This is a genomic window from Exiguobacterium aurantiacum (genome assembly GCF_024362205.1).
Lineage (GTDB): Bacteria > Bacillota > Bacilli > Exiguobacteriales > Exiguobacteriaceae > Exiguobacterium > Exiguobacterium aurantiacum_B.
This window is the reverse complement of record NZ_CP101463.1, coordinates 40,358-64,505: the sequence shown is the minus strand read 5'-3', so window position 1 is coordinate 64,505 and position 24,148 is coordinate 40,358. Positions and strand designations below refer to the sequence as shown.

Annotated in this window: 23 protein-coding genes and 1 pseudogene; 12 read left to right on the top strand and 12 right to left on the bottom strand. The window is 42.2% G+C overall.

Annotation, left to right across the window (positions count from 1 at the left end):
• The first annotated feature begins 1,064 nt into the window (after positions 1 to 1,064).
• From istA (NMQ00_RS16150) to NMQ00_RS16135, 4 genes are all read left to right on the top strand, one after another.
• On the top strand, positions 1,065 to 2,606 hold the full coding sequence (gene istA / locus NMQ00_RS16150; RefSeq protein WP_255178741.1) for an IS21 family transposase: 1,542 nt from the start codon (positions 1,065 to 1,067) through the stop codon (positions 2,604 to 2,606).
• Positions 2,603 to 3,361: an IS21-like element helper ATPase IstB gene (gene istB, locus NMQ00_RS16145; RefSeq protein ID WP_131469567.1), complete on the top strand. Its 759-nt coding sequence runs from the start codon at positions 2,603 to 2,605 to the stop codon at positions 3,359 to 3,361. The genes istA (NMQ00_RS16150) and istB (NMQ00_RS16145) overlap by 4 nt, the downstream gene beginning before the upstream one ends.
• 78 nt (positions 3,362 to 3,439) lie before the next feature.
• The gene (locus NMQ00_RS16140; RefSeq protein WP_082665795.1) at positions 3,440 to 4,015 is read left to right on the top strand and encodes a hypothetical protein; all 576 of its coding nucleotides are present in this window, start codon (positions 3,440 to 3,442) and stop codon (positions 4,013 to 4,015) included.
• 14 nt (positions 4,016 to 4,029) lie between these two features.
• Positions 4,030 to 4,740: a hypothetical protein gene (locus NMQ00_RS16135; protein WP_058765823.1), complete on the top strand. Its 711-nt coding sequence runs from the start codon at positions 4,030 to 4,032 to the stop codon at positions 4,738 to 4,740.
• Between the two features lie 157 nt (positions 4,741 to 4,897).
• Here the strand turns inward: NMQ00_RS16135 and NMQ00_RS16130 are convergent, their stop codons facing one another.
• The gene (locus NMQ00_RS16130; protein WP_058765822.1) at positions 4,898 to 5,941 is read right to left on the bottom strand and encodes a Fic family protein; all 1,044 of its coding nucleotides are present in this window, start codon (positions 5,939 to 5,941) and stop codon (positions 4,898 to 4,900) included.
• A 272-nt stretch (positions 5,942 to 6,213) separates the two neighbouring features.
• Between NMQ00_RS16130 and NMQ00_RS16125 the strand changes: the two genes are divergently transcribed.
• Positions 6,214 to 6,570 (top strand): hypothetical protein, encoded by a 357-nt coding sequence (locus tag NMQ00_RS16125; RefSeq protein ID WP_255178740.1) that lies wholly within the window; start codon positions 6,214 to 6,216, stop codon positions 6,568 to 6,570.
• A gap of 76 nt (positions 6,571 to 6,646) precedes the next feature.
• Complete coding sequence (locus NMQ00_RS16120; protein WP_255177644.1) at positions 6,647 to 7,582, top strand: IS30 family transposase; 936 nt, start codon at positions 6,647 to 6,649, stop codon at positions 7,580 to 7,582.
• 652 nt (positions 7,583 to 8,234) lie between these two features.
• On the opposite strand, the gene NMQ00_RS16115 is transcribed toward NMQ00_RS16120, so the two are convergent.
• Positions 8,235 to 8,948 (bottom strand): hypothetical protein, encoded by a 714-nt coding sequence (locus NMQ00_RS16115; RefSeq protein WP_147287426.1) that lies wholly within the window; start codon positions 8,946 to 8,948, stop codon positions 8,235 to 8,237.
• A gap of 185 nt (positions 8,949 to 9,133) precedes the next feature.
• Between NMQ00_RS16115 and NMQ00_RS16110 the strand changes: the two genes are divergently transcribed.
• Positions 9,134 to 9,715: a hypothetical protein gene (locus NMQ00_RS16110; protein ID WP_255178793.1), complete on the top strand. Its 582-nt coding sequence runs from the start codon at positions 9,134 to 9,136 to the stop codon at positions 9,713 to 9,715.
• 183 nt (positions 9,716 to 9,898) lie between these two features.
• On the top strand, positions 9,899 to 10,507 hold the full coding sequence (locus tag NMQ00_RS16105; protein WP_255178792.1) for a helix-turn-helix domain-containing protein: 609 nt from the start codon (positions 9,899 to 9,901) through the stop codon (positions 10,505 to 10,507).
• 492 nt (positions 10,508 to 10,999) lie between these two features.
• Here NMQ00_RS16105 and NMQ00_RS16100 read toward each other — a convergent pair whose 3' ends face one another.
• Both NMQ00_RS16100 and NMQ00_RS16095 read right to left on the bottom strand, forming a co-directional pair.
• The gene (locus NMQ00_RS16100) at positions 11,000 to 11,518 is read right to left on the bottom strand and encodes a hypothetical protein (protein ID WP_058765895.1); all 519 of its coding nucleotides are present in this window, start codon (positions 11,516 to 11,518) and stop codon (positions 11,000 to 11,002) included.
• Between the two features lie 90 nt (positions 11,519 to 11,608).
• Positions 11,609 to 12,130: a hypothetical protein gene (locus tag NMQ00_RS16095; protein WP_214831022.1), complete on the bottom strand. Its 522-nt coding sequence runs from the start codon at positions 12,128 to 12,130 to the stop codon at positions 11,609 to 11,611.
• A gap of 168 nt (positions 12,131 to 12,298) precedes the next feature.
• Between NMQ00_RS16095 and NMQ00_RS16090 the strand changes: the two genes are divergently transcribed.
• A complete protein-coding gene (locus tag NMQ00_RS16090; RefSeq protein WP_214831024.1) occupies positions 12,299 to 13,558 on the top strand; it encodes a helix-turn-helix domain-containing protein in 1,260 nt (419 codons plus the stop codon).
• Between the two features lie 408 nt (positions 13,559 to 13,966).
• Here NMQ00_RS16090 and NMQ00_RS16085 read toward each other — a convergent pair.
• The 4 genes and pseudogenes from NMQ00_RS16085 to NMQ00_RS16070 all read right to left on the bottom strand — a co-directional run.
• A protein-coding gene (locus tag NMQ00_RS16085; RefSeq protein WP_255178437.1) for an IS3 family transposase occupies positions 13,967 to 15,537 on the bottom strand; the annotation gives its coding sequence in 2 pieces (ribosomal slippage) (positions 13,967 to 14,898 and positions 14,898 to 15,537; 1,572 coding nt in all).
• A 66-nt stretch (positions 15,538 to 15,603) separates the two neighbouring features.
• Positions 15,604 to 16,416, bottom strand: a complete 813-nt coding sequence (locus NMQ00_RS16080) for an IS3 family transposase (RefSeq protein WP_255178791.1) — start codon at positions 16,414 to 16,416, stop codon at positions 15,604 to 15,606.
• On the bottom strand, positions 16,413 to 16,922 hold the full coding sequence (locus tag NMQ00_RS16075; protein ID WP_058765868.1) for a helix-turn-helix domain-containing protein: 510 nt from the start codon (positions 16,920 to 16,922) through the stop codon (positions 16,413 to 16,415). Before NMQ00_RS16075 ends, NMQ00_RS16080 begins: the two co-directional genes overlap by 4 nt.
• A gap of 585 nt (positions 16,923 to 17,507) precedes the next feature.
• Positions 17,508 to 17,960 (bottom strand): annotated as a pseudogene (locus NMQ00_RS16070) (DNA/RNA non-specific endonuclease); the annotation flags it as partial.
• Positions 17,961 to 18,459: 499 nt separating this feature from the next.
• On the opposite strand from NMQ00_RS16070, the gene bcrA reads away from it, so the two are divergent.
• The 3 genes from bcrA to bcrC are packed head-to-tail and all read left to right on the top strand — an operon-like array spanning position 18,460 to position 19,690.
• Positions 18,460 to 18,999, top strand: coding sequence for an efflux transporter transcriptional regulator BcrA (bcrA, locus tag NMQ00_RS16065; RefSeq protein WP_255178790.1), 540 nt, complete (start codon positions 18,460 to 18,462; stop codon positions 18,997 to 18,999).
• Between the two features lie 11 nt (positions 19,000 to 19,010).
• Positions 19,011 to 19,328, top strand: a complete 318-nt coding sequence (bcrB, locus tag NMQ00_RS16060; protein WP_255178789.1) for a quaternary ammonium compound efflux SMR transporter BcrB — start codon at positions 19,011 to 19,013, stop codon at positions 19,326 to 19,328.
• A gap of 17 nt (positions 19,329 to 19,345) precedes the next feature.
• Positions 19,346 to 19,690, top strand: coding sequence for a quaternary ammonium compound efflux SMR transporter BcrC (gene bcrC, locus NMQ00_RS16055; RefSeq protein WP_003725292.1), 345 nt, complete (start codon positions 19,346 to 19,348; stop codon positions 19,688 to 19,690).
• A gap of 655 nt (positions 19,691 to 20,345) precedes the next feature.
• Here bcrC and NMQ00_RS16050 read toward each other — a convergent pair.
• The 4 genes from NMQ00_RS16050 to istA (NMQ00_RS16035) are packed head-to-tail and all read right to left on the bottom strand — an operon-like array spanning position 20,346 to position 24,067.
• The gene (locus NMQ00_RS16050; protein WP_255178788.1) at positions 20,346 to 20,933 is read right to left on the bottom strand and encodes a hypothetical protein; all 588 of its coding nucleotides are present in this window, start codon (positions 20,931 to 20,933) and stop codon (positions 20,346 to 20,348) included.
• On the bottom strand, positions 20,914 to 21,873 hold the full coding sequence (locus NMQ00_RS16045) for a site-specific integrase (RefSeq protein WP_255178787.1): 960 nt from the start codon (positions 21,871 to 21,873) through the stop codon (positions 20,914 to 20,916). The genes NMQ00_RS16050 and NMQ00_RS16045 overlap by 20 nt, the downstream gene beginning before the upstream one ends.
• Before the next feature lie 53 nt (positions 21,874 to 21,926).
• On the bottom strand, positions 21,927 to 22,643 hold the full coding sequence (istB, locus tag NMQ00_RS16040; protein ID WP_251306973.1) for an IS21-like element helper ATPase IstB: 717 nt from the start codon (positions 22,641 to 22,643) through the stop codon (positions 21,927 to 21,929).
• A complete protein-coding gene (istA, locus tag NMQ00_RS16035) occupies positions 22,640 to 24,067 on the bottom strand; it encodes an IS21 family transposase (protein ID WP_255178795.1) in 1,428 nt (475 codons plus the stop codon). Before istA (NMQ00_RS16035) ends, istB (NMQ00_RS16040) begins: the two co-directional genes overlap by 4 nt.
• Between the last annotated feature and the right edge of the window lie 81 nt (positions 24,068 to 24,148).

Here is a 24,148-nt window from a genome sequence, read left to right as displayed (position 1 = left end):
GGTGATGCATGTCCATTGGCTCATCAAGTATCGGTTCGAGGATTGGGGTGTGTCTGAAGACGGGGCATGGGAGAAGGAATGGTGATCCGGGCTCATGCGTGAGCGTCTAGCGCCCTATGGCGAAGTCGCTCATCGCACCGCTGCCTCCCTGACGGCCCGATAACAAGAGCTGCTGGCTCACCGCCGCATCTCTATGTTCCTGGCCCTTTCTGACGGGAGGCACGGAGCGTAAGAGCAAAGTCAAATGCAAGGGCATAGGCTGTCTGATTAAACTCTCTTTATGGTTTTCTTAAATTAAGAGGGGTGAGTGTAAGTTCCTTATAATAAGTTACAGTCAAGTGAACTAACTAAATATAGTCAAAATTTACATAAATCCTTTCTGATTTGTATCATTTATCATTAGATTAGAATGATAAGAATTTACTTGAAGCAGTCCCCTCTCCTTGTTATTTTATGATAAATTATTGCATCGCACAGATACTATTGGCAGAGGGGGACTTTGGCTTTGTCGTCTCTGAACTATCCAAGGATGAATTTGAATATGAAGGGATGCATGGGCATCGGCTCATCAAGTGCCGGTTCAAAGAGTGATTCGTGTCCGAGGGCGTCGGACATAAGAAGGAATAATGGACCAGGCTCGTGCATAATCCTCTAGTACAATTTAACGATGGTGCTTTTATTTGGATACGATTCGTATTGATTATTCGTTAGAGTCTGTTCTGATGGTAATCAAATTTAATATACAGGTCACTGAATATCAGAAGATTGAATAAAGCTACATATGACTCACATTTTTTCGCTAGTCGTCATCCCGTTGCAATCCATCTCTCGACCTAAATTTTTAGATGCGTATTTTTATGTAAAAATTAAACAATCCATTACAGGGATAAAAAGAAAAATATGATAGAATTATGATGTCTTTATGACAAGGTGTGAACGCTAGAATAAAATTGACAGTTTTTGCTCGATACGATTTTACACTATTGCCGAAAAATCAGAACAGAACTCCGATAGATTAGTTAAGGCTATTTTATCTGGAGGGAATCGATTTGGAGGAAAAGTTAGTGCTACACATCAAAATTCATCAAATGTATCAGCAAAACATGAAAGTGGCTCAAATCGCCACAGCACTGAAGGTATCGAGACCGACGGTATATAAGTACCTGAAGATGACATATGAAGATGCCCTACATGAATTTGACGGGAAAGCCTGTTCACGAAAGAAGAAGCTCGATGCTTATCGAGACTGGATCATTGCATGGTTGGAGGAGTATCCGCATTTGAGCAGCGCACAAGTCTATGACTGGTTACTTGAAAGATATCCCGACCTCTCGGTCGGATCGAGCACGGTCAGGACATACGTGAAGGAAATCCGAGAAATCTATCAGATTGAAAAGAAAAGGGTCGTCCGCCATTACGAGGCCATCCCAGAACAACCGATGGGTAAGCAAATACAGGTGGACTGGGGTGAGACCAGACAACGGACTAAAGATGGAAAAATGATAAAGCTTTATTTCATCGCGTTCGTACTTGCGCACTCTCGGATGAAATATGTCGAATGGAGAGAACGACCGTTCACCACCAGGGACACCATTCACTGCCACGAAAATGCGTTCCAATTCTATGGTGGGCGTCCTTCTGAAATCGTCTACGACCAGGATCACCTCATCGCAATCAACGAGAACGCAGGTGACGTCCTATTGACCAATGAGTTTCAAGCCTACGTGAACGAACGAAAGTTTAGGATCCACTTATGTCGTCGGGCCGACCCGGAGTCAAAGGGTATGATCGAGAACGTCGTGAAGTACATCAAACGGAACTTCGCGGACAGCCGAGTTTACCGGCATATCGAGGATTGGAACGACCGTTCCATGAGATGGCTGGAGAGGACAGGAAATCACAACGTCCATCAGACAACGAAAAAAAGACCAGCTGAAGTGTTCTCCGTCGAAAAACAACACTTACAACCGGTCTTATCGCTACTCTCTTTCGAAAGTATCCGTACCGAAAGTATAGCAAGGAACGTCAGCAAGGACAACACAATCCGTTATCGCTCAAACCGTTACACCGTCCCAATCGGGACCTACTCATCGGTCAAGAAGAAGATGGTGTTCCTCGAGGTGACCGAACAGGAACGGTTATTGATTCGCGAATCTCCCGAGGGAGAAGTGATCGCAGACCACCGGGTCAGCAAAGAGAGCGGAAAACTGATTCAAAGCCGTGACCACCTTCGGGATCGTTCCAAAGGAATCGAAGAACTGAAGCAACAGGTCCTCACCTATTTCGAGGACAGAGAGTCGGCGTCCGATTATCTGGGTGAGCTCTCAAAGCGTTACCCGAGATACCGACGTGACCAGTTCAACATCATCAGGGACGTCGCGACCATGTATCCCAATCACTTAACGATGGCACTGGAAAAGTGTTCGCAAGAGAGTCTGTTCAGCGCCAACGATTTCCGAGACGTGGTCCACTATCTCGCGATCCTCGCGGACGATGGGTGTGATACAAAACCCGATACCGAACGTCCGAAGAAATCCGGGATACAGGTCGCAACGAGACCGATCCAAGCCTACACCGACATCCTGAAAGGGGTGACGGCAAAATGAGTCAAAGCGTTTCCGAGTTACAACAGGACTTTCGGCAGCTTCGTCTCGCCGAGACGGCTGACGCCCTCCCACAGATTTTGAGAGAGGCCGAAATGGCCTCCTGGACGTATATCGAATTTCTAAGTGCCATCACGAACCATGAACGTGCCAAACGAGACGCTAAAAGTTTGGAGAGACGAATGAAGTGGGCCCGATTCCCGTTCATTAAATCCCTCTCGGAGTTCAATTTAGAGGAACAGACCGCACTAACCGCCCGACAGCTGAAGCAGTTGAAACAGCTCAACTGGCTCGAACAACAGTACAACCTGATCCTCTTGGGCCCTCCGGGCGTCGGAAAGACGTTTTTGGCTGTGGGGCTGGGAATCGAGGCGGTCAACCACGGGTTCAAGGTATACTTCGTCACGATGGGCGAACTCGTCCAACTATTAAAAAGTGAAGAGTTCTCAAGCAAGTCGAAGATCCAGTTAAAAAGGTTGCGAGATTCGGACCTGGTCATCATCGATGACCTGATGTATATGGCCATGGACCAACGAGAAGCCAATCTCTTCTTCCATCTCGTCAACCACCTTTATGAGCGCAGCTCGATCATCCTGACCTCGAACAAAAGCCCCGATCAATGGGGCGAATTGATTGGGGATCAGGGCATCACGACTGCGATACTGGACCGCTTACTCCATCGCGTCGAAATCATACATAGTGATGACGACAGTCATCGGATGAGGAACCGGAAATCATTGTTTTCGGCAGAAGTGTAAAAGGCAAACGAGCAAAAAGTGTCAAAATCTACTTGACGTCTACACAAGGCATTGAAAAACAAAAAGGAGGGAATATTTATGTTTAATACAAAGAAAAAACGTTTTAAAGTTTGGATGGCATTGTTTACAGCCGTATTCTTCACTACCGTATGTTTTGAATCTGTAGCACAAGCTGACTATTTTGCAGGAGGCAGGAAAAATAATGCCGCACCATATGCTTACTATCATTCAAGCGTTAGTACATATGGATACGTTGGGAACTACGATGTTGCCCGTTCTTATTGGAATGCAAATTCAAAAGTTAACATTAAAAAAACGACTTCAACGTCGGCGCGTCCCGATATTTATTATGTAGGAAATACATCTGTTAGTGGTCTGTTAGGACAAATCATTCCTTATACTAGCACGGGTACGCAAGCAGCAGTGGGTGGGTACTGGGATTATACAACAGTATTTATTTACGATAACCAAATGAGAGCACAATCAACATTTACTTCTTCACGGGTAAATTATAATGCTGCCCATGAAGTTGGTCATACGTTGAAAATGGCCCATGTGACGCCTCCATATAACTCTGTTATGGTTCAAGGGTGGTATAACATTCCTTCTACTCTAACAAGTTATGATTCTGGAGAAATTAATAAAAAGTGGTAAAAGGAGGAGTTTAAATGAAAAGCACATATTTTCTTCTTTCGGCAATGACAGCTTCTTTACTGTTAGTTGGGTGTAATGGAGATAACGTTGATACCGGGTCTAATGAGATTAATTCTAAGAAAATTAGCTCAAGCGAAGTTAATGTGAGTCAAAGTAGTACGAATGAAAATAGTGAAGTTGAGCGTGTTGTCACACATGGTAACTTTGTTGAATATGAAACAGAGGCTGAATTGTTTGCTGATGCAGAATTAGTGGTTATAGCAAGCACAAATGAAGACTTTATGGATCGTGAACACATCGTGAAATATGTACCAAGTAGTGATGAAGAAGAAGGTTTACCAAAAGCTATCGAAGATTTTTACACAAAGACATCGATTACGGTTGAACAAGTTTTGAAACAACCAGCTTCAGAAAAGGTAGCGGACAATAAAAAGATTTCTGTTATAGAGCCGATTGCTTTGTTAGAAGACGGTTCCAAGATATTGTCTGTTGAGAACTATCAAGAAATTTCAAGAGGACAACAATATATTATTTATCTTAAGAAAAATACTAATGGCAAGTACGGCGTCATTAATATGACCAATGGTAGATTTAATTTAGAGAGCACGGATCAAATCGTTAACTTAGCAGAACATGGGCATGACAACGATAAAGCAAAACATGAGAAGATGAAAGATACTGTAAAGAATCGTTTTGCAAAAGAAATTGCCAAAGCTAAAAAATAATTGAACTTCATATACAAAGAGCAACTTGTCATTCTCTTTGTATATGAAGATTTTTTGTGCATAAAATGAAAAGGTTAAAATTTAATTTATGAATCGAGGAACATCATTCGGTTGAATGGTGTTTTTATATAAAAAGTAATGTCACGTATTCATGCAGTCACTGTTTGATCCATTTCGCACTTCGTCCAAGTCCAGATGGGGCGATGATTCCTTCGTCACGTAATTCACGAAGGACACGGTTGATGGTCGCCTCGCTGATGTCGGGGCAAGCTTGTCGAATATCTGATTTGGTGAACGGGACAATTCGGCCTTCGACGAAGCGCCTGATTCGAACGGTCTTGTTCTGACTGCCTGACGTAACCAGGCCAACGCGCTCCTCAAGCTCTTTATAAGCGGCAAGAATTACGCTCAACAGATAGTTGATCCATGGGAACGGGTCTTGTCGGTTCTCATGCCAATGGATCGATGACAATCGTAACGATTCATAGTAATCCTCTTTGCGTTCCTCGACAATCTTCTCGAGACTGATATAGCGGCCGACCTCGAAACCATGTTGATAGAGCATCAATAAGGTCACAAGACGGGCCATACGCCCGTTTCCATCATTGAACGGATGAATCGATAAGAAGTCGAGCACGAACATCCCCGTCAGGATGAGTGGGTCGACGTCTTCATTTTGACGACGCTCTCTCATACTGTCACATAAGGCTTGCACGGCAGCGGGTGTTTCAAACGCTGGGACAGGTACGAAGCGCGTCCGACGCGTGCCGTCGGGGAAGGTTTCGCTGATCTCATTGTTGACATTCTTCCATCGGCCTCCCTCGACCGGCACAAACTTATAAAGTTCTTTATGGAGCTGCAGCAGAATGTTCGGATTGATCGGGATATCCTGTGCCGAAGCATGGATCAAGTTCAATACGTCTCGATATCCGGCAATTTCCGCTTCTGAGCGGTCGGCCGGGTCCGAGGTCTTCGACATGATGGTGTGTAGGCGGCTCTCCGTCACGACGATCCCCTCAATAGCATTGGAGGCTTTGGTCGATTGGATGACCGCCACATCACGCAAGGTGTTCAGGATTTGAGGCGCCTGTTGTTTATAGAGGTCCTGTTTGCCTTTGTATTCGTTGATGCGACCAATCAATCGTACCGTTTCCATCGGTAAGGCCAGATTGGTCAGGTACTGATAGTTGTAATTGCGCATAGGAAACCTCCTCGTTAATCATTATAATCGATTAAACATGTTCATTCCTTTCGTTTATGACTATGTTTAATCCTACTATAACCCATTTAAAATGTATTCAAATGAAATAAACATATTTATTTTTGTAACAAATGACTATTTTTGTGGTTGATGACCTATATTTCACCACCTTAGCATATAAGAGATGTTTGAAAGTCACAAGGCAAAACGTGTAGAGATTGTAGGATGAAACGGAACAAAAAAGCGCATCCTTCGATTTTACGAGGATGTATTTGATCAGCATCTTGGGTACTTTTCTTCATTTTAGTTGTGATCCGATAGCTTGTTTCGCTCCCGTAGCACCGCAAGCTCGACCTGTTCCTGTAGGCGATTTTCGAACGTCTCTTTTTCGCGGCGTAGGAGTTGCACTTCCAAGTGAAGTTTTTGATTCTCCTCTTCAAGTTGGACGCTTCGTAGCGTTCGTGCCTTCAATTCTGACGGGAGGCACGGAGCGTGAGGAAAACGTCAAAAGCATGATCGTGGGCGCGTCTGTAGAACTGTTGGCGAATGAAAAAGGTGTTCAACGAAAGGTTGAATCCAAACAATTAAGTATGATGAATTATAAAATTAAGTGCAACACCCAAAAGTGAACACAAAAAAAGCCCACAGCGACGTCCTCGTGTAGAATGAAGTCACCACAACACACATTCAGACGGAGGAATCGCTATGAGCTACACCCATCTTACCACAACGGAACGCGTGAAAATAGAGACGTATCTGGAGCTCGGGATGTCCATCCGGTCCATCGCGAGACGGATCGGGCGACAGCCATCGACCGTCTCGCGGGAGATCAGACGGAACCCCGGCTACGAATCGGGACGTGCCCAGAAACGCTACGAGAAGGCGAAGACCAACTGTGGCGCCAAGACGAAACTCGACGACACGATGCGCCGGACGATCGTCGAGAAGCTGCGTGCGACCTGGTCCCCGGAACAGATCGTGGGACGGCTCTTCAACGGAAAGCTCGCCTTCTCCACCATCTACCGTTGGATCTATGCGGGACGGATCGACGTGCCCCTGACCGTGCTCCGCCAGAAAGGGAAACGTCAAAAGCCGACCGAGACGCGCGGACGCATCAACGTCGGACTCTCCATCTCGCAACGACCGCCAGAGGTCAGGGGGCGCCGGACGTTCGGGCACTGGGAGCTCGACACCGTCGTCTCCGGACGAGGGAAGTCGAAGGCGTGCGTCGCGACGTTCATCGAGCGGAAGAGCCGGTTCTATCTCGCCCTGCCGATCGCGGACCGCACCGCGGCCTCGATGGAGGGGGCGATCCATGCGGTGCACGTCGCCTTCCCGGACGGCACGTTCGAGACGGCGACGACGGACCGGGGCAAGGAGTTCAGCGGTCACGAGCGCATCCAGGCGTCACTCGGTGTGCCGATGTATTTCGCCGACCCGTACGCATCGTGGCAACGGGGAAGCAACGAGAACGCCAACGGGCTCCTGCGCGAGTTCTTCCCGAAAGGAACGGACTTCGCGCAGGTGGCGCATGACGAACTCGCGGACGCGCTCACCAAGATCAACGGGCGGCCGAGAAAATGCCTGAACTGGAAAACCGCACACGAGGCCTTCACCGAGGAAGTGTTGCGCTTAATTTGACAAACCGTCGTATAAAAACGTTTGCGTAACGTAATGAAACCTATACCGCCCGAATCTTGTACATTAAATTCAGAATTTACATGAAAGGAAGATTATTACACTCACTAGGAAAGTATCACGGGAATGTCATCCGACATGGAATTCTATTTGTGAGGAATGAATTGTAAAAAGTCAACTGACGTAGTAGTTTTTCTCCGCAGAATCGAATTATCAAGCAATCTAAATTTTCACAATCAAGAAAGTAGAAACATTCGCAAAGAGCAGAAAAAATCCATTGAGGCATTGAGCAAGTCAGGAACATTACGAGGAATACTTCAAATTGAGAGCTGAATGGTATTTTTAACAGCTACCTTGACAAATCTATTACCAAACAACTGAAATATGTGACTCTATGCCCCCTTTAAAAGTGGCATGCCAGGTGGGGTAACTACAAAGCCACTAAAACAGAGGAGCGTCATTCCTAATTTGGAAAACGCTCCTCTGTTTAAAATATTCTAGATTTTATAATGAGCCTTGTATAGAAAAAAATTATTCTGAAATATTTTTCTAAAATATTTTTCGGATTGAATTTTATCGTAACCCGCTTTAAGTTTAGAGAATTTAATTGAGAGATATTATACTGAGCTATGAAATTCATCAATAGATATTTGAATTATTTTGTTCCACTATTGTCCCAAGCTCTATAATGATTATCTGAATTCGAAACACTAAAAGTTGCTGTTACAGTTTTACCTTTAACTGCAACTGGACCTTCACCTCCAATAGTAATCGTTGTACTGCCGTGATTATAAAAATCACCATTAATCATCCACCAAACTGAAGTAGTTCCTGTGATTTTAGCTTTAATTACACCATCGAATTTTTTTGAATTAGTTTGGCTAGGCTGAATTATACCAACATCTTCTATGTATTTGTACTGAACAAATGATCCAGAGCTATATGTCCAAATAAAAATTTGTACAGAAGGTTTGTAAGAGATTCCGACATTTTGTGTAATTGTAACTCTATGCATTCTATTTACATTTGAAGATACAGCTTGAGTTGATACTAGACTACTTCTAGTGGAAAAGCTGGATGGAGTCGTACCTGATAATTTAGAACGATTAGGGTGTATTCTTTTAACTTCTTCTTTAGATAAACCCTTCTGTTCAGCAGTTTCTGTTACAAACTGATCATATGTAACTTCTTCAACTGTTACATTACCTGTTTTTTCTAGGTCCTCTAAATTGTTTAAATCTATCAATTCTAGATTTGAAACACTGCTAGTAGACTTCGATGAGGACGCTTGTGTCTCATCGGGATTAATGAATACACCACCAATAATTAACATAGAAGCACATAAAGAAGACGCAAATACTTTTCTCATTTCAGTTCCCCCTAAATTTTAGTAATATTATTTTCCGAACACTATCGCTATAACACCAAGTAAAAAAATGTTAAATAAAATTTTATAAATACATTATTTGTCTTTTATTGTATTTTTGTTTAATTGAAGCATGGTATATAATAAAGTAAGAACAAATGAAAGAGCAGTTAAAAGGTTAGATATTTATGAAAAATGTATTATTTATTAAGGAGGAACACACTCTTATGAGGAAACTAATTACAGGAGTTTTATTTTCGGTTTTATTAGTGGGCTGTGGTAACCCAAACTTTCATTCCCAAGAAAAAAATATGAATCATCAAGTGGGAAATTATGAAGGAAGAATCTTAGAAATTGCTGTAATAGGTGATCAAGAACTCCCTGAGATAAATAATGTAAAATATGAAAACATCAAATTAAGTGCTTTGGACCATAATGTGTCTACATTTGACGCAATAATTATTACTGAGAGTGCTTTCTCTGAGGCCGACAAAGAAAAGTATGTCCCTTTCTTCAACACAGTGAAATATCCAGTTTTCTTTTTTGGCACTGAAGGATTTATGGACTTTGCTTTTGTAAGTGAAAATACTACGATGGAAATGGCTGCTAATGAGGAAAGTGGTTACGTTCAAGGTTTTAACGGTCGAAATACGGAAGATAGTATTTCTTGGAGATTTTTCTTACCAGATGGCCTGGAAAAAGATGAGGTTAAAGATAAAGAGCTTCTTGTGAAAGTATTTAATGTAATTGATGGTTTAAAAGAAAGTTGATTTGTTTTAAATTGTATCTAAATTTCATATAGAATGAACACCATTCAGCCGAATGGTGTTTTTGTTTGGAAGTCATTCACCGATTTCTGATTAATTTGAAGTGGATTAAGATAACATCTTAATTTAATACAATGTTTATGGTATTATTTAATAAAAACATCATTGTATTAAAGGGGGATATATATGTATACGATTGACGAGGCATTTGAGATTCTATCGAAGAACAAGATTACCAGCCACAAGGAGACAGTCCGCAACTGGGTACGAAAAGGCGTGATCCAGGCAGAACCGCTCGAGTCGCGTAAAAAAGGCTATCGGATCAGTGAAGAGGCGCTCGAACAGTTCATCAAAGAACGGATGCCGGAAGGATGGGAGTTGTATCCAGAGTCGGTGACAGGGGAAGCTCGGGATATGGTCAAGAATGAAGAAGAGGCCCCGTATCACGTCGAAGTCGATGTAGAAGCGATTAAAGAGCGAGCTCGCGAGGAGATGTGGTACGAGTTGCTCGGCAAATTCGTCTTCGAGGACTACTTCGTCCTGAAGAAATCAGAGGTCAAGGCCGCTGTCGAGCATATGCGGTATTCAAAAGAGTTCGAAGCCGAGGTCTGGGAACGTTGCTCGAAGCACACGTGGGGCCACGCGACACCGCGTGTCCCTTACCTGCTTGATTACTTTATGTTCGAAGGGAGGCGGATTCCCTTCAACAAAGATTTCGATGGAAGAGATGAACAGATCATTCATGCGTTGATCGAGAAGATCCGGCTCGATAAAGTGAACGGAAGACGAAACTAAACACGAAAAGACATTCTCTTTAAAAGTGGGGAATGTCTTTTTATACAATCATCATTATTTTAATTTATGGTTGAAATCATTCCGTCGTTGTTGTTATCACGCATATTACGACGTGATACATGTTCATTCGCTCATCAAGTATCGCTTCGAGGATTGGGGTGAGTCTGAGGAGGGGGCCTGGGAGAAGGAATGGTGATCCGGGCTCATGCGTGAGCGTCTAACGCCTTAGGGCGAAGTCGCTCATCGCACCGCTGCCCCCCTGACGGCCCGATAACAAGAGCTGTTGGTTCACCGCCGCATCTCTAGGTTTCTGGACCTTTCTGACGGAAAGCACGGAGCGTAGGGGCAACGTCAAAACCAAGAGCGTGGGCGCGTCTAACGCCACGCAAAAAACACCATTTAAATTCTTTAAAGTAAGCGTAGTAAAAAAGAATTCTCTTCGGGATTGAAGTGAATTCTTTTGTTGAGAATATCTATTTTGCTGTTGAATAATCAGTCTATATTTACAAAAGATTCCAAATCAACAAATACGAATGCTTCTTCATAATTTTCATCATGAAGTTTAAATGCGTATCCAGAGTCATTTTTTTGAATCAACTCTTCTACTTCCGCGACGTGTTCTTCTGAGACTTTAAACCGTTGTTCCATCCGATAAAAGTTAGCATAACGAGATTTTTCTCGCTCACTATCTGTTAACTCTTCCCCAGATACAGGAACAAACATAACCGGCTCAGGTACGTCCGATACCTTTTCGAAAAGAGAAGTTGGAAGTTGAACACTCCAGTAAAACTGCTGCTCAGTAGAAGTGAATTTTGGACTTAGAATGTTATCTACTGAGAACGTTACGGTTGTGATCAATTCATTGTTTTCTACTTCCTTTTCGAAACTTATAAATGAAAATTGTTGAGCTACCATACTTTCGATGTATTCATTAATAGATACATACTGTTTTGTACCTGAAACATCCTGGGTAGTTTGTTCAGTTTTCTCGTTAGACATCTCTTTACCCAAAGAAGTACTCTTTGATGAATCGTTTTCGCTACATGATGCCAATACTAAAGCACTCGCTAAAACGTATATAGCAACATATTTTTTCATATATCAGTATGCAAGGTTCTCAGAGTAGCTGTAACGGGTGTAGTCTGCAGAAACAGCTTTTGATCTTGATATCAAACCATTAGAGTATGTGACTAATTTTCCTGTGGTATCGACACCGATGCTACCATAAACTAATTTCCGCGTGGATTTTGGAGGAATATTAAAGGCGAATTTAGTTGATTTGGTGGTATCCGTCCCATAAGAAGCCTCGGCTGTTACTTTTAGGCCATTTTGCAAAATTTTAAATTCTGTTTCACCTGTAAGAGTTCCAGTAGCAAATACACGACGAGAAACCTCATAGTTTACTGTGTCTACAAGAGACGATGTGTTTGTAGCAATATGCGTCCATTTAGGAAGCTTTACTAATGTATTAGTGAGTGTCGATTGATATACCGTTCCATCGTAAACTGGTGCATAAATAGGAACATCATTTTCTACTGCTGACACTGAAGTTGGCACTCCTGATAAAATCGATGCGCTCAAAGCTAGTGAACCTAAGATTTTAATTGTTTTTGACTTAAACATTAAAAAAACCTCCAATATTTTTTGATGAAAATCTGGTGAAAATAACAAATCCTAAAATTCATTGTCTCCTTCACATTAAAAATTTGACTTTTGAACTAAGCCTTATTCAAAATATAGCATTTATTTACCATTTGAAATTTGGGATAATATGAGGTGGAGGAGATTAAATTGTATAAATATATTGGGAATATCATCCGATTTAATCGTATTAAAGCTAAGAAAACCCAACACGAAGTCGCAACTGGGATATGTTCTATCTCACATTTAAGCAAAATCGAAAAAGGTGTGTACCTTCCTAATCAAGAGACATTACATCTGCTTCTCGAAAGACTTGGGAAAAAAATTGATTTTGAGAAAGATCAGCATCAAAGACTAGTAAAACTTATTGATGACTTTTATTACCATTGGTCTTACAGTGAAGTTAGTCAAATGAAATCGACTTTTGAAATGATGGAAAAGGAGGAGTCACATTACATAGTCAGTGATTATTTGAATCAATACCTATTGGCTCAATTGGCCAATGAATTAAACGAAAAAAACCATGAAAAGGCTGAATCTCTCTTATACACACTTGATAATTTAGAGGTGATGTCCAATACCGACATGAGTAAATTTGTCATATTAAAAATGTCTTTCCTGAATAAGTATAAAGATTCTAAAAAGGCTGCAGAATATGCTGAATCAAATGAAGATCTAATAGTGAGTGACGATAAGGCTGAATTCTTTTACCAGAAAGGTCTCATTTACAGCTATAACATTAGTCCGTCACTTTCTTTAATCCATATGAACAAAGCATATGAATCTTTTGGTAAAGGGACGAATTTTACCAGAATGATAACTTGTAAGTCGGTTATGGCCATTAATTACTCAAGATTGGGTTTAATGAAAGAAGCAGAAAAAGAGTATATTGAGTTGTTGCGTATGCTATCAAAGTTCCGTAATGAAAATATGTTACACGAGACGCGATATAACTATGGTATCTTCTTGAAAAATGCAAAACGATATGACGAGGCATTTGAAGTGTTTAAGAGTTGCGAGCAATATTTTTCAACTAAAGAAGAACATCAATGTCTTTTGATTCTTGCCATGTGGGAAACCAAGCTCCATTTAAACGATCTTCAGGAAGAAGAGATTTTAGAATTTACATCATCTTTCAAGAATAGTGCGTCAAAGTGTAAGCTTCATAAGAAATATTTGGTTTATGCCGATTTAATGATTCTAAAGAGTAAAAAAAATGAGAAAGAATACTATCGGTTACTTGAAACTAATTACTTAAGATTAATCGAAAAAGAAAACTCTTATATTGAAATAAGAAAAAGATATTTGGAACTCTTAGATTACTATAAAAATAAAAATCATTCTAAATATCAGAAATTATTAGTAGCGTTTCACCAAAATGAAGAATCTATGGAGATGATCAGATGGTAAAAAAAATATTGATTATCATGACAATCATGACAGTTTTCAGTTTTTCACCAAGTATAGATACAAAAGGTAGTGTAAGTAATGGGTCACAAAATCACTTTCCTGAAAAAATTGATCCTATTCACCCAACTAAGTAAGTATTTTAAAATAGTCTTCATGCAAGGGGCATACAAGTGGATAATTTCTTTAACTTGCCGATAGATGCTTTGTTTTATGTATATTTAGGAATCGGGTCTATACTGATATTTATGTTTGGTTATTTCGTTTCTAAAAAAAGGAAAAATGCAAATGTGAACTGAACCAAAAAAGTTAGACACTAAATAATTTTGTTAGGCGACCTTTAGAACCTGCGTCCGGTATTCAACTGAAGTGCTCCCTGTCAAGTAGACAGGACAAATAATGAAAACCAGCCTAGGCGGTTTGAGACCTGTATTCGACAGGGCTCAAGCCGTTTAGTCGTTTCTGGAAACGATCGTGGTTGTAGAACGATATGTAGTTCTCGATGGCCCTCGTGAGTTCGCTATAGGCCTGGAACTCACGCAAGTAGTACATCTCCACTTTCAAGGTGCCCCAAAAACTCTCGATCGGGGCGTTGTCGATGCAACGCCCGACCCGGGACATGCTGCGGGTCATTCCCGCGTCTTCTACCATCTGTTTGAACCCTCTTGAGGTATATTGGAACCCTCGGTCGCTATGGATCATCGGACGTGCTCCTGTACGGAGCCCCGCGATGGCTGGCATCATCGTCTGGAAGACGAGCCCGTTGTTATTGGACCTTCCGATGCGGTAGGCGACGATCGAGCCGTCATACAGGTCGATGATCGCGCTCAGATACGCCTTCTTCCCGGTCCCATACTTGAACTCGGTGACGTCGGTGCACCATTTCTCGTCCGGGCGGGACGCACTGAATTCTCGGTTCATCAGGTTCTCGGCCACATGTTGCGGCGTTGACTTCTTATGTCTCTTCCGCTTCCGGCGGATGACCGATTGGATCCCATGGCTATGCATCAAGCGATAGATTCGCTTCTCATTGAATCGGGACAGGCTCTGTTGCCGGCGCAGCCGATTGATTGTCATCGTGATCCGACGGTACCCGTATGTGCCGTTCGCCTGGTCATAGAGTAGACGAATGTCCTCCAGAAGCTTCTCGTTCTCTTCTTGACGCACCGGTATGGTACGGTTCAACCATTTGTAATAGGCCGCCCGTGAGATGCCGGCGACTCGACAGAGGAGGACGATCGAGATGGCCTCCTCTTCGTATAATTCTTTGATGGCGATATATCGTTGCTGTAGCCGTACCTGGCTGATCACGACCTCCTCTCGATCTCCTCTAACTTTTTTAGGAACAGGTTGTCCGCACGAAGAAGTTCGTTCTCAAGCTCCATTTGCCGGATCTGGCGTTTCAGCTTCTCCTCTTCACTTAGTTCGTCCTCTGGCTTCGTACGCCCACGGCGGTCCAGGAGCGCTTCTGCCCCGTCCGTGTCATACTTCTTGACCCAGCTATAGATTTGCCCATAAGACACCTGATATTGTTCCGCGGTCTGCTGGTAGTTGCGTCCATTCTCCAAACAGTATTTCACGATCTCGAAGCGCTCTTCGAATGTAGTTTTTCTTCCTTTTGTCATAGCTCGATTCATCCCTTTTCTCGAATCTGTTAACTCGCTATGACTAGTATACTTCTTAATCCATTTTCGAAGAACAGATCCATCACTGATTTGATGGTTGGAGAGGACTTCCACCGTGGTGGCCCCATCGAGATAGTCACGGACGGCGGCAATCTTTTGTTCCTTGGTGTAATGTCTCCAGGTCCTCGATTCCTTCAACGCGTCGATCCCGCCGGTATCGAATTTCACTTTCCACACCCGGAGGGTATTCTCAGAGACGTTATGCGCTTCCATGATTTCCTTCCACGTATAGGTTTCTTCTTCCATCATGCGCAGCGCACTCAGTTTTTGTTCGATCGAATGCCGACTTCTCGCCATAAAAAAACACTCCCCAATCAGATAAACAGATTTGTTATTTCATCTGTCTACCTATTGGGGAGCATATCAAACCGGGCTCAGGTTTTTTAGTCGTTTCTTGATTCGACGATGATTGTAATACTCGATGTAGCGCTCGAGCTCCTGTTTGAAATGCGCCATATCCTTAAACTTCCTGAGATAAAGGAGCTCGGACTTGAGCACGGCGAAGAAGCTTTCGATGGCCGCGTTGTCGAGACAGTTACCCTTTCGGGACATACTTTGGGTGATGCCGTGTTCGCGCAGCTTCGCCGTGAACGCTCGGAACTGGTATTGCCAGCCCTGGTCAGAATGGAGGATTGGCCTTGTATCACTGTCGAGTCTTGCGATGGCTTGGTCCAACATCTCGCCGATGAACGGATACCTAGGCGTAACGGACATCGAATAGGCGATGATTTCCCGGTTTGACAGATCCATCATCGGTGAGAGATAGAGTTTCTCCCCGAAAAGATGGAACTCGGTGACATCGGTCACCCACTGCTGGTTTAGGCCTGTGGCCTGAAAATCCCGTTCGAGGAGGTTCGGTGCGATCGTTCCGACCTCTCCCTTGTAGGACCGATATTTCTTCATGCGGACGAGGCACTTGAGATCGAGCTCGTCCATGAGACGCAACACGGTCTTCGGGTCGTGCCGGAAGCCTTGGCGCTCGAGGAGCGCATGGATGCGACGATAGCCACAACGTCCCTCGTGTTCGTGGAAGAGGGCCTGGATCGCTTCCTTCACGTCCGCGTACTTGTCATCGGCCGTCAGGCGCGTCCGCCAGTAGTAGTAGACGCTTCGAGCCATATCGAGCACCTGGAGGAGCCCCGGTACAGGATAGGTGGCTCGTAGCTCGTCGATCACTTGGGCCTTGATCCGGTTCGTCGCGCATCCTCTTCTTGAACCAAGGCTTTCAATTTTTTTAACGCGGCGTTCTCCATCTCGAGGTACTCGACCCGTTCCTTGAGCTTCTCGACCTCCGTCATCTCTTTGGGTTCCTGCTTCTTCCGTCTCGGCATCGGGGCACGATCTTTCGGCTTGGCGGCCAGACCCTCAGGTCCCTCCCGTTCGTACGTCGATCGCCAGGTGGAGATCATCCCGAGAGAGGAGAGTCGGTACTTTAGGGCCGCGTCCATCAAGGACAGCCCGTTTTCCGCCATATCGTTTAGTACCCTTAGTTTAAACGCCTGCGAGTGGGCTGTATAGGACGGATCGAAGATCGTCTCTCCCCAGCGTTCGTAGAGAAGTGTCCACTCACGTATCTTCTTACGGTTCACCCCGAACGCATTGCCTAACGCAGTGTAGCCGTCTTTACCTGCCAAGTAGCGCTCAGCGATCTGTATTTTCAACGTCTTTGTGAATTTGGTCATAAAAAACACCCCATAAAAGTTGGATTTTCACGTCCAACTTTTATGGGGCAGTTCAAATGAAGGTTTCTTTTTAATCGCTTTTTTTTAGTGCTATTCCGTTCTTTAGCGTATTAATATGGTTTGATGCGGCCTCGAAAGAGCTTTTCATGGGAACTATGCCATGGTTAGCCAACATGGTTTTTAGCGGATTTCTGCTATTGATTTATCTGGTTGTGGCCTGGTTTATTCTAAAAAGAAAGATTGTAAACTAAATATAGAATTTACTGAGTAGTTGAGCTTATATTTAAAAATAACTAAGTATTACTGCTTACGTATCTGTATATTGAGCAGGTAAATCAGTTAAGTAATGATTTAACAAGTTCATACAGATGTGGGTGTTAGAGCATTTAAAAGTGGTAGATTATGATTACATGACAAAGAGTGAAGTGAAGCCAAGTTTTAGCTTCACTCCTTCAAGAATTGATCGAGAAAATTCGGCTTGATAAAGTGAAGCGAAAGCGTACATGAACATAAAAAAAGACATTCTCTTAAAAATAGAGGATGTCTTTTTATGCAATCATCATTGTTTTAATTTTCAGGTTGAAATCATTCTCCGACCATTCCGTCATTGTCGTTATCACGCATGTAAGGATAAAGCCAATGGTCGCTCATAATCGGCATCGTGAAACCGGCGTCTTTCGCCTCTTGAATCGTCACCTGACCGTTGCCATTCGCATCTACGCTCGATACATCGACAGTAGGTTCGGTGGGCTCTGTCGTGGCTGAGGGTTCCGGCTCACTTTCTGTGAGGCCGAGCGCTTCGTTCACTTCGTCCGGGTTCACATTGTCGAAGGAATCGGTGACGACATTTCCTCTGACCGTGTAGGTATATTCATAGTGTGAAGGGATATGAGTTTTCGTATCCGGATAGGTAATGATCGCCTCGAAGTCGGTCGCGCCGCCGGCCTTCCGGATGACGTCCTCCATATAGGCCTGGTCCCCGTAACGGTTGAGCGTGCTATCCTGTGGTGTGATGTTGTAGGCATTCGAGACGCCCCCTGTATAGGATATTCTTTTAAGAGATAAAACCTTTTATCTGTTGATACACCTCAATTTGAGCGATGAACAAAACTAAATGATGAACAAAACTTAAAATTCCTACACTTTTATCGTAGGGTTAGTGTAAGAAAGATGCGTATTTACAACCTTAATGAATCCAAGAAATACTATTTAAGCAAGATTTCTAGGATTTTCGTTTGCGTCCAAACTTTTATTTGGGAACGTTATTTTGAATGATTTTGCATACTTTATAAATCTTTAATGAACTAAGGTATCTTGAATTTTGAGGCGCTTCTTCAACAATGGCGCTTCTTATATGTAATAAGGACGCTGGTTCATATGTCAGAATAGCGCCCTTTAACAGAATCATTTTCTAAGAAACAATACAAACTTTGACTCTGGAACATCCCTATCAAAATAAATTCAAGGTAAGTTTATTTTGACAAAAAACCGTCCGGACGGTATAATAATCTCATGGAATAATAAAAGGAGGGTAATCATGTCAGCAAAAGGACAGGACAAAAGAGCGCATCTACTAAATGCTGCAATAGAACTCTTAGGTTCAAACGATTTTGATACTTTGACATTAGAAGCAGTCGCAAAGCAAGCCAATGTTAGCAAAGGTGGTTTATTGTATCATTTCCCCTCAAAAGAAGCATTATATGCTGGAATAACTGAACTAATTTTTCAAGACTTTGTATACCGATTTAATGAATTAGCTGAGAATGATCCTATAGAAAAAGGAAAATGGACTCGCGCCTTAATACATGCATACACTGATGATTTAAACAATTCTCAAGTTCTAAATATAGCATCTCATTCTTTTTCGAAATTGAACCATACTGTTACAGAAAACATCCTCGTCCACTTCGAGTATATTCAATCAAAAATTGATGAGGATGGTATTGACTCTGTACTAGCAACAACAATTCGGCTTACCCTCGATGGTCTTTATTATTCCGAGTTCTTTAAGTTGGGACAAATCAATTTTGACTTACGAGAAAAAATCATCGAAAAATTAATTGAATCTACAACCTAGGAGGATATCACATGAATCCATATGTATTATTAATTGGCTCAATCTTATTTGAAGTATTCGGAAGTTCTATGATGAAGGCATCAAATGGCTTTAAGAAATTAGTCCCTACAGTTGGTTTAGTAATAGGTATGGGGAGTGCTTTTTACCTTCTCTCCAAAGCATTAGAACACATTCCGTTAGGAACTGCTTATGCAATATGGTCTGGTGCAGGAACTGCTCTTACTGCGATTGTTGGTATTCTTGTTTGGAAAGAAAAGTTTAATCTAAAAATATTACTTGGCTTACTAATCATTATAGCTGGTGTTGTGGTACTTAAATTGTCTCATTAAAGGAAGGTTGATGGATTATGAAAGGGTATGTTGCATTAGGAATTGCGATTATTGGTGAAATATTCGGAACATCTATGTTGAAATTATCTGAAGGATTTACGAATATATACCCCACAATTGGAGTAGCAATTGGCTTCTTCATAGCGTTCTATACATTATCATTGTCTTTAAAAACTTTGCCTTTAAGTTTAGCTTACGCAATCTGGTCAGGTGTAGGAACAGCTCTGACAGCTTTAATAGGTGTTTTGGTGTGGAATGAACCATTCAACATTCTTACATTTATTGGTTTAGTTATGATTGTCGGTGGAGTAATTATACTTAATCAAAGATCTGCTGACACGAAAACAAGCACTTCTCATTAATTAAATGGTATGAGTTCCTTATTGGTATGAGAACATCTTACTTCTTAGAGGGGCAGCATCCGGATTATACGGATTTACAATGATAAAGCAGGAAACCTTGTACAATAAGGTTTAATCTATTGAGATATAATCGAAATTACGTCAAATAAAGCGATTTAGTATTTTGTTGTATGACTTGTCTCAAAATTCTTATCGTTGTATATGCTTTATTTTTATCAACACAAACAGCTTAACGTTGTAAATACGCATTTACGGGAAGCTACCCCAAAATAGACATCATTCATTCAAATATTACAAAGTTCCTCCTGAATCTGTTACAAATCAGGAGGTTTTTTTATAATAAACCTTTTCGGGAAATCAAGACTAAAATGAAGAAATTATAGAATAAAAAAGGCTTCCTACTATGTTTATATGAACACAAAGTAGAAAGCCAGTTTATGTTGTTCGACAATTGCGCCATTCGCTTTGAGTTCTACTCAAGTTAGAACAACAATAGTTGTAATGTGAAGTTATTAAATCATATGTAGTTAATTGATAAGCGATTACCTTTGTACGGCAATAGCGCTTTGATTGTTGAATAACGAAAACGTCCCCGAAGCGAGCTTGAAGTGAACCCTAAAAGTACTTTATTTTATGACTTTTGATAGACTTTTGTTTATTTGAATAAATCCTCAAATTCATCGTCAATTTCTTTAAATTTCTTTTCCACATCTATGACATTTTCCTTCAAATCAAAATTTTTCCGACTTAGAAGAGTAGTGCTATGTAATGTCATCGATTCGTATTTTTCTTGATAGAATGCAGCCTGCTTTTTCAGGGCATCGATTTCCTCTTTTAAAGAGGCTATTTCTTTCTCCTTAATATTTAGGCTATTTTCTAATTCCGTTGTCTTTAACACTTGTTCAAAAGTAGTTTGATATGCGTCAAGGACTTGTTGAACCCTTGTGATTAGTAGGTTTTTATTTTTATAATTAGAATTTACTAAATCCTCAGCCGAAGGAATTTTTACATTCTCTTTCATTAAACCTACGATTGCTATAGGGGTTTTGTTAAGCTTTTCAATGTCTTCTCGAATCTGTTTATTATTTCTCCATACGTACCGAGGAAACTTTGTTTCGCGCCCTAAATCTGCGAGAGTAATTAATTTCCCACTTTTTTTGTTTGCGTATTCGAATAAAACGGATCTTAGTTCCTCATATGAATATTTTTGCGGTCTGCCACCCTTAGACTTTTCTGTTGTCATCTTGTACCTCCATTTTTTTGGCTAGATGCGCCTCTAACATTGCTTTTCTATTTAATAAAATTGCGAGATTTGCGCTGTTTCGTTCAAGGTCTTTAGAGTTTTTTTCGTTATTATCGAATTCTGACTCCTTTTTCCTATAAGCTGATCGGTAATACTTTTTGATGAAATTTAATTTGATTTGTATTTCATCTTGAATTTTTGTAATTTTGTTTGCCAATTCAGATTGTTCTAGAGTGGTCAAATTAGATAAATCTATATGAATCTTATTACAAAAGATACAATCATCTTCGAAACATTCGTACGGAAAGTTTTTTGATTGGCAGTAACCATAATCTATTTTCTTTTCTTTAGAGTAGTCAGAATTCCAATAAGAGAGTATCTGCTTTTGACGAAATGTAAAATGATCGAATCCTGAAGTATTTAGGTTTGTCATACTTCGCTGGATATCCTTAGCTAGTAAATTAGAATAAGACCTTTGAAAATCATCAATATGAGATGCATATGCGGATTGAGTTTCAATCTTAGTATGACCTGCCATTTGGGCGATTGTTAATTCACTGAATCCTTGCATCATCATTGAACAAATAGCGAAATGGCGTGTATCCATTAGACTAAGGCGAGTAATGGTTTTGTGTGGATTTTCTAAATCTAATTCGTCTCTTGAATTTACAACATTAATGCCCATACCGTCTTGTATCACTTCATTGAAAAATGAAACCAATAGCTTTGACATTAAATCGGTTGTTCGATGGTCGTTATATTTTTTTGTTACTCCTTTATTTATGAAGCTGCTATACTTAGGCTTTGTTAAATGTTCATAATGGTGAGAAAGATGGAACAGATATTCTTCGTTCTCACTATTAGTTTCCTTTTTATAATCTTCAATAATTTCGAATATTTCCTTGTTTATCTGAATTTCCTTAGGTATTGTATTTTGCAATACAAATGTGCACAATAATGCAACGAAAAGTACAGAACTTTGCCAACTAAGTTTTAATGTTTCGACAACGCATGCGTGACACGATAACTGTCACCTGTGAAGTTAAGTATATGTGCGTGATGGATGACACGATCGACGAGTGCCGCCGTTAGGCGCGCGTCGCCAAAGATACGATTCCACTGGCTGAACTCAAGGTTGGATGTGATGATCAGGCTCTTTCGCTCATACCAGTCGGTGATCAGATGGAACAGGAGTTCCGCAGATTCTTTTGTGAGAGGGATGTATCCCATCTCGTCCAAAATGATAAGGTCTGCCGATTCGAGACGTGAATGGAAGCTGCTCAGCTTCCCATCGCGCCAGGACTTGTTGAGTTGCTCTACGAGCTCGGAGACCCGGAAGAACCTCACCTCATACCCTTTGTGACAAGCCTCTCTCCCGAGTCCGATGGCCAAATGGGTCTTTCCTGTTCCCGGGGACCCTGTCAGAACGACGTTCTGTGAATGCTCGACGAAATTCAGTGAGGTCAGTTCGTCCTTATCCAAATGCTTCGGGAAGTAGATGTGATTGCCCCAGTGATAGTCGTCGAGTGACTTGTTATTGATAAATTTCGCCTTTTTGATAAATCGTTGCGCCTTCGCTTCTTCGCGGAGACGCATTTCCATAGAGAAAAGTTCCATAAGAAATTTTTCAGGAGATTCCGTTGGAATCGATTCATAGATTTCGGCGACGTAGGCAAGGCGGAGCGACTTGCACATTTCTTTCAAGCTCATGCGGTGCCACCTTCTCCCCACGGCCGATTCAGGCTATCATACTTGCTCCAGTCCACATCATAAGGATGGTCCTCAACCACGGCTGGATCGTCGTCCTCGCTCAGTAGCTCGTATAGGCGTTCATTGATCTCGAGGATCGGATACAGTGCGAGCTTGGCTCGGATCCAGGCCAGTCTTTCCTGCCGAACGAGTAAGTTCGGCACGCCCAGGTACTCTTTGATTCTACCCGGCAGATATTCGGAATAACGGGAGTGACCGAAGCTTCTCGGCTTCTTGTGCCAAGTGCTGATGATGTTTTCCCACGGGAGCGCACGTTTTGTCATCATGTAGGGCCGTTTTTCTTCGTAGAGGATTTCTCCGTGAAGTGAGAGAATCTTCATCGAATCCCACCTTAAGATGGCGCGTACTTGCCCATGACGAGACCCTGAAGGGACCAAGACTTTCGTCTTATCGATCGTTATTTCGCCGTACTTGTTCACCTTGAACAGTTCTTCTTTGAAGACGGGGAAGTCTTCTTGCGGCAATCGCAATAGATGTCTCTGCTCTTCTTCGAACAACTCACGGATCAGCACATGCTTTTCGTAGTGTACTCTCTCCATATCGTCCCGTAGGGAAACTGAGAGCTGTCGGTTCATCGAATCGTAATCATGCATGACAGGAGCCGGGACAAGGAAATTGTATCGAACGTATCCTACCTTGTTCTCGACACTTCCTTTCTCGTTTCCGCTATAAGGATTGCAGCTTTGGACTTGGAAGCCATAATGAGCCATGAACTGCAGGAAAGCATCTGTATAGATTGCCTCTTCTTTCGTCGTTCGCGGTTGGATGACTGCGGCGGGGAGATTATCGATTCTGAGCTGTTGCGGCACACCGCCGATTTCTTCAAAAAGCATTTTGAGCCCCGTCAGGAAGCACTCTTGGTTTTCTGCGGGGAGGGCGACGGCTGCCGTGCGGTTGCTGAAGGGCAAACTCATGACGAGGCACTTTACATCGACCGCATGACTATCTTTGACGACTTCCATCGTTCCGAAATCCACCTGCGCCTCACCCGGAGGGTGCTGCAATCGTTCGTGCCTTGTGTCGTTTTCCTCCTCGCTCGTCATATGCCAGCTCTTGATGAAATTGCAGACCGTTCGGTAAGAACCCTCGAATCCGTTCGCCACCAGCGTTTCATAAATCTTTTTATTCGTTCGTCTTAACTTTTTCTGAAGCATCTGATCTTCGGTCAACCAATCCTCGACCATCTCGCCCCATTTCGTTCCGTACATCATGCCCCTCTTGGGGCGAATGGTTTCACTCGGCAATTGAGCTGAATCTGCATATTTCTTTACCGTCCTCCAATTGAGGTCTAGATTTTTAGCGATTCGGTTGATTGAATGTGATTTGTGGTTTCTGAGAAATTTGATACAATTGATATCGGACATTGCTAGCATTCCTTTCATCTCCTAACGTTCTTGTGTCGCAACTTAAACGTTAGGGCGAGATTATGGTTGCTGGCAAGTCCT

Coding starts and splice junctions, on each gene's coding strand:
- NMQ00_RS16140 (WP_082665795.1), top strand. CDS start 3,440: ATGTTTAATACAAAGAAAAAACGTTTTAAAGTTTGGATGGCATTGTTT.
- istB (WP_251306973.1), bottom strand. CDS start 22,643: ATGAGCTTGAAAGAAATGTGCAAGTCGCTCCGCCTTGCCTACGTCGCC.
- NMQ00_RS16095 (WP_214831022.1), bottom strand. CDS start 12,130: ATGTTTAAGTCAAAAACAATTAAAATCTTAGGTTCACTAGCTTTGAGC.
- istA (WP_255178795.1), bottom strand. CDS start 24,067: ATGTCCGATATCAATTGTATCAAATTTCTCAGAAACCACAAATCACAT.
- istB (WP_131469567.1), top strand. CDS start 2,603: ATGAGTCAAAGCGTTTCCGAGTTACAACAGGACTTTCGGCAGCTTCGT.
- NMQ00_RS16130 (WP_058765822.1), bottom strand. CDS start 5,941: ATGCGCAATTACAACTATCAGTACCTGACCAATCTGGCCTTACCGATG.
- NMQ00_RS16105 (WP_255178792.1), top strand. CDS start 9,899: ATGTATACGATTGACGAGGCATTTGAGATTCTATCGAAGAACAAGATT.
- NMQ00_RS16110 (WP_255178793.1), top strand. CDS start 9,134: ATGAAAAATGTATTATTTATTAAGGAGGAACACACTCTTATGAGGAAA.
- bcrC (WP_003725292.1), top strand. CDS start 19,346: ATGAAAGGGTATGTTGCATTAGGAATTGCGATTATTGGTGAAATATTC.
- NMQ00_RS16120 (WP_255177644.1), top strand. CDS start 6,647: ATGAGCTACACCCATCTTACCACAACGGAACGCGTGAAAATAGAGACG.
- NMQ00_RS16075 (WP_058765868.1), bottom strand. CDS start 16,922: ATGACCAAATTCACAAAGACGTTGAAAATACAGATCGCTGAGCGCTAC.
- NMQ00_RS16050 (WP_255178788.1), bottom strand. CDS start 20,933: ATGACAACAGAAAAGTCTAAGGGTGGCAGACCGCAAAAATATTCATAT.
- NMQ00_RS16135 (WP_058765823.1), top strand. CDS start 4,030: ATGAAAAGCACATATTTTCTTCTTTCGGCAATGACAGCTTCTTTACTG.
- bcrA (WP_255178790.1), top strand. CDS start 18,460: ATGTCAGCAAAAGGACAGGACAAAAGAGCGCATCTACTAAATGCTGCA.
- bcrB (WP_255178789.1), top strand. CDS start 19,011: ATGAATCCATATGTATTATTAATTGGCTCAATCTTATTTGAAGTATTC.
- NMQ00_RS16115 (WP_147287426.1), bottom strand. CDS start 8,948: ATGAGAAAAGTATTTGCGTCTTCTTTATGTGCTTCTATGTTAATTATT.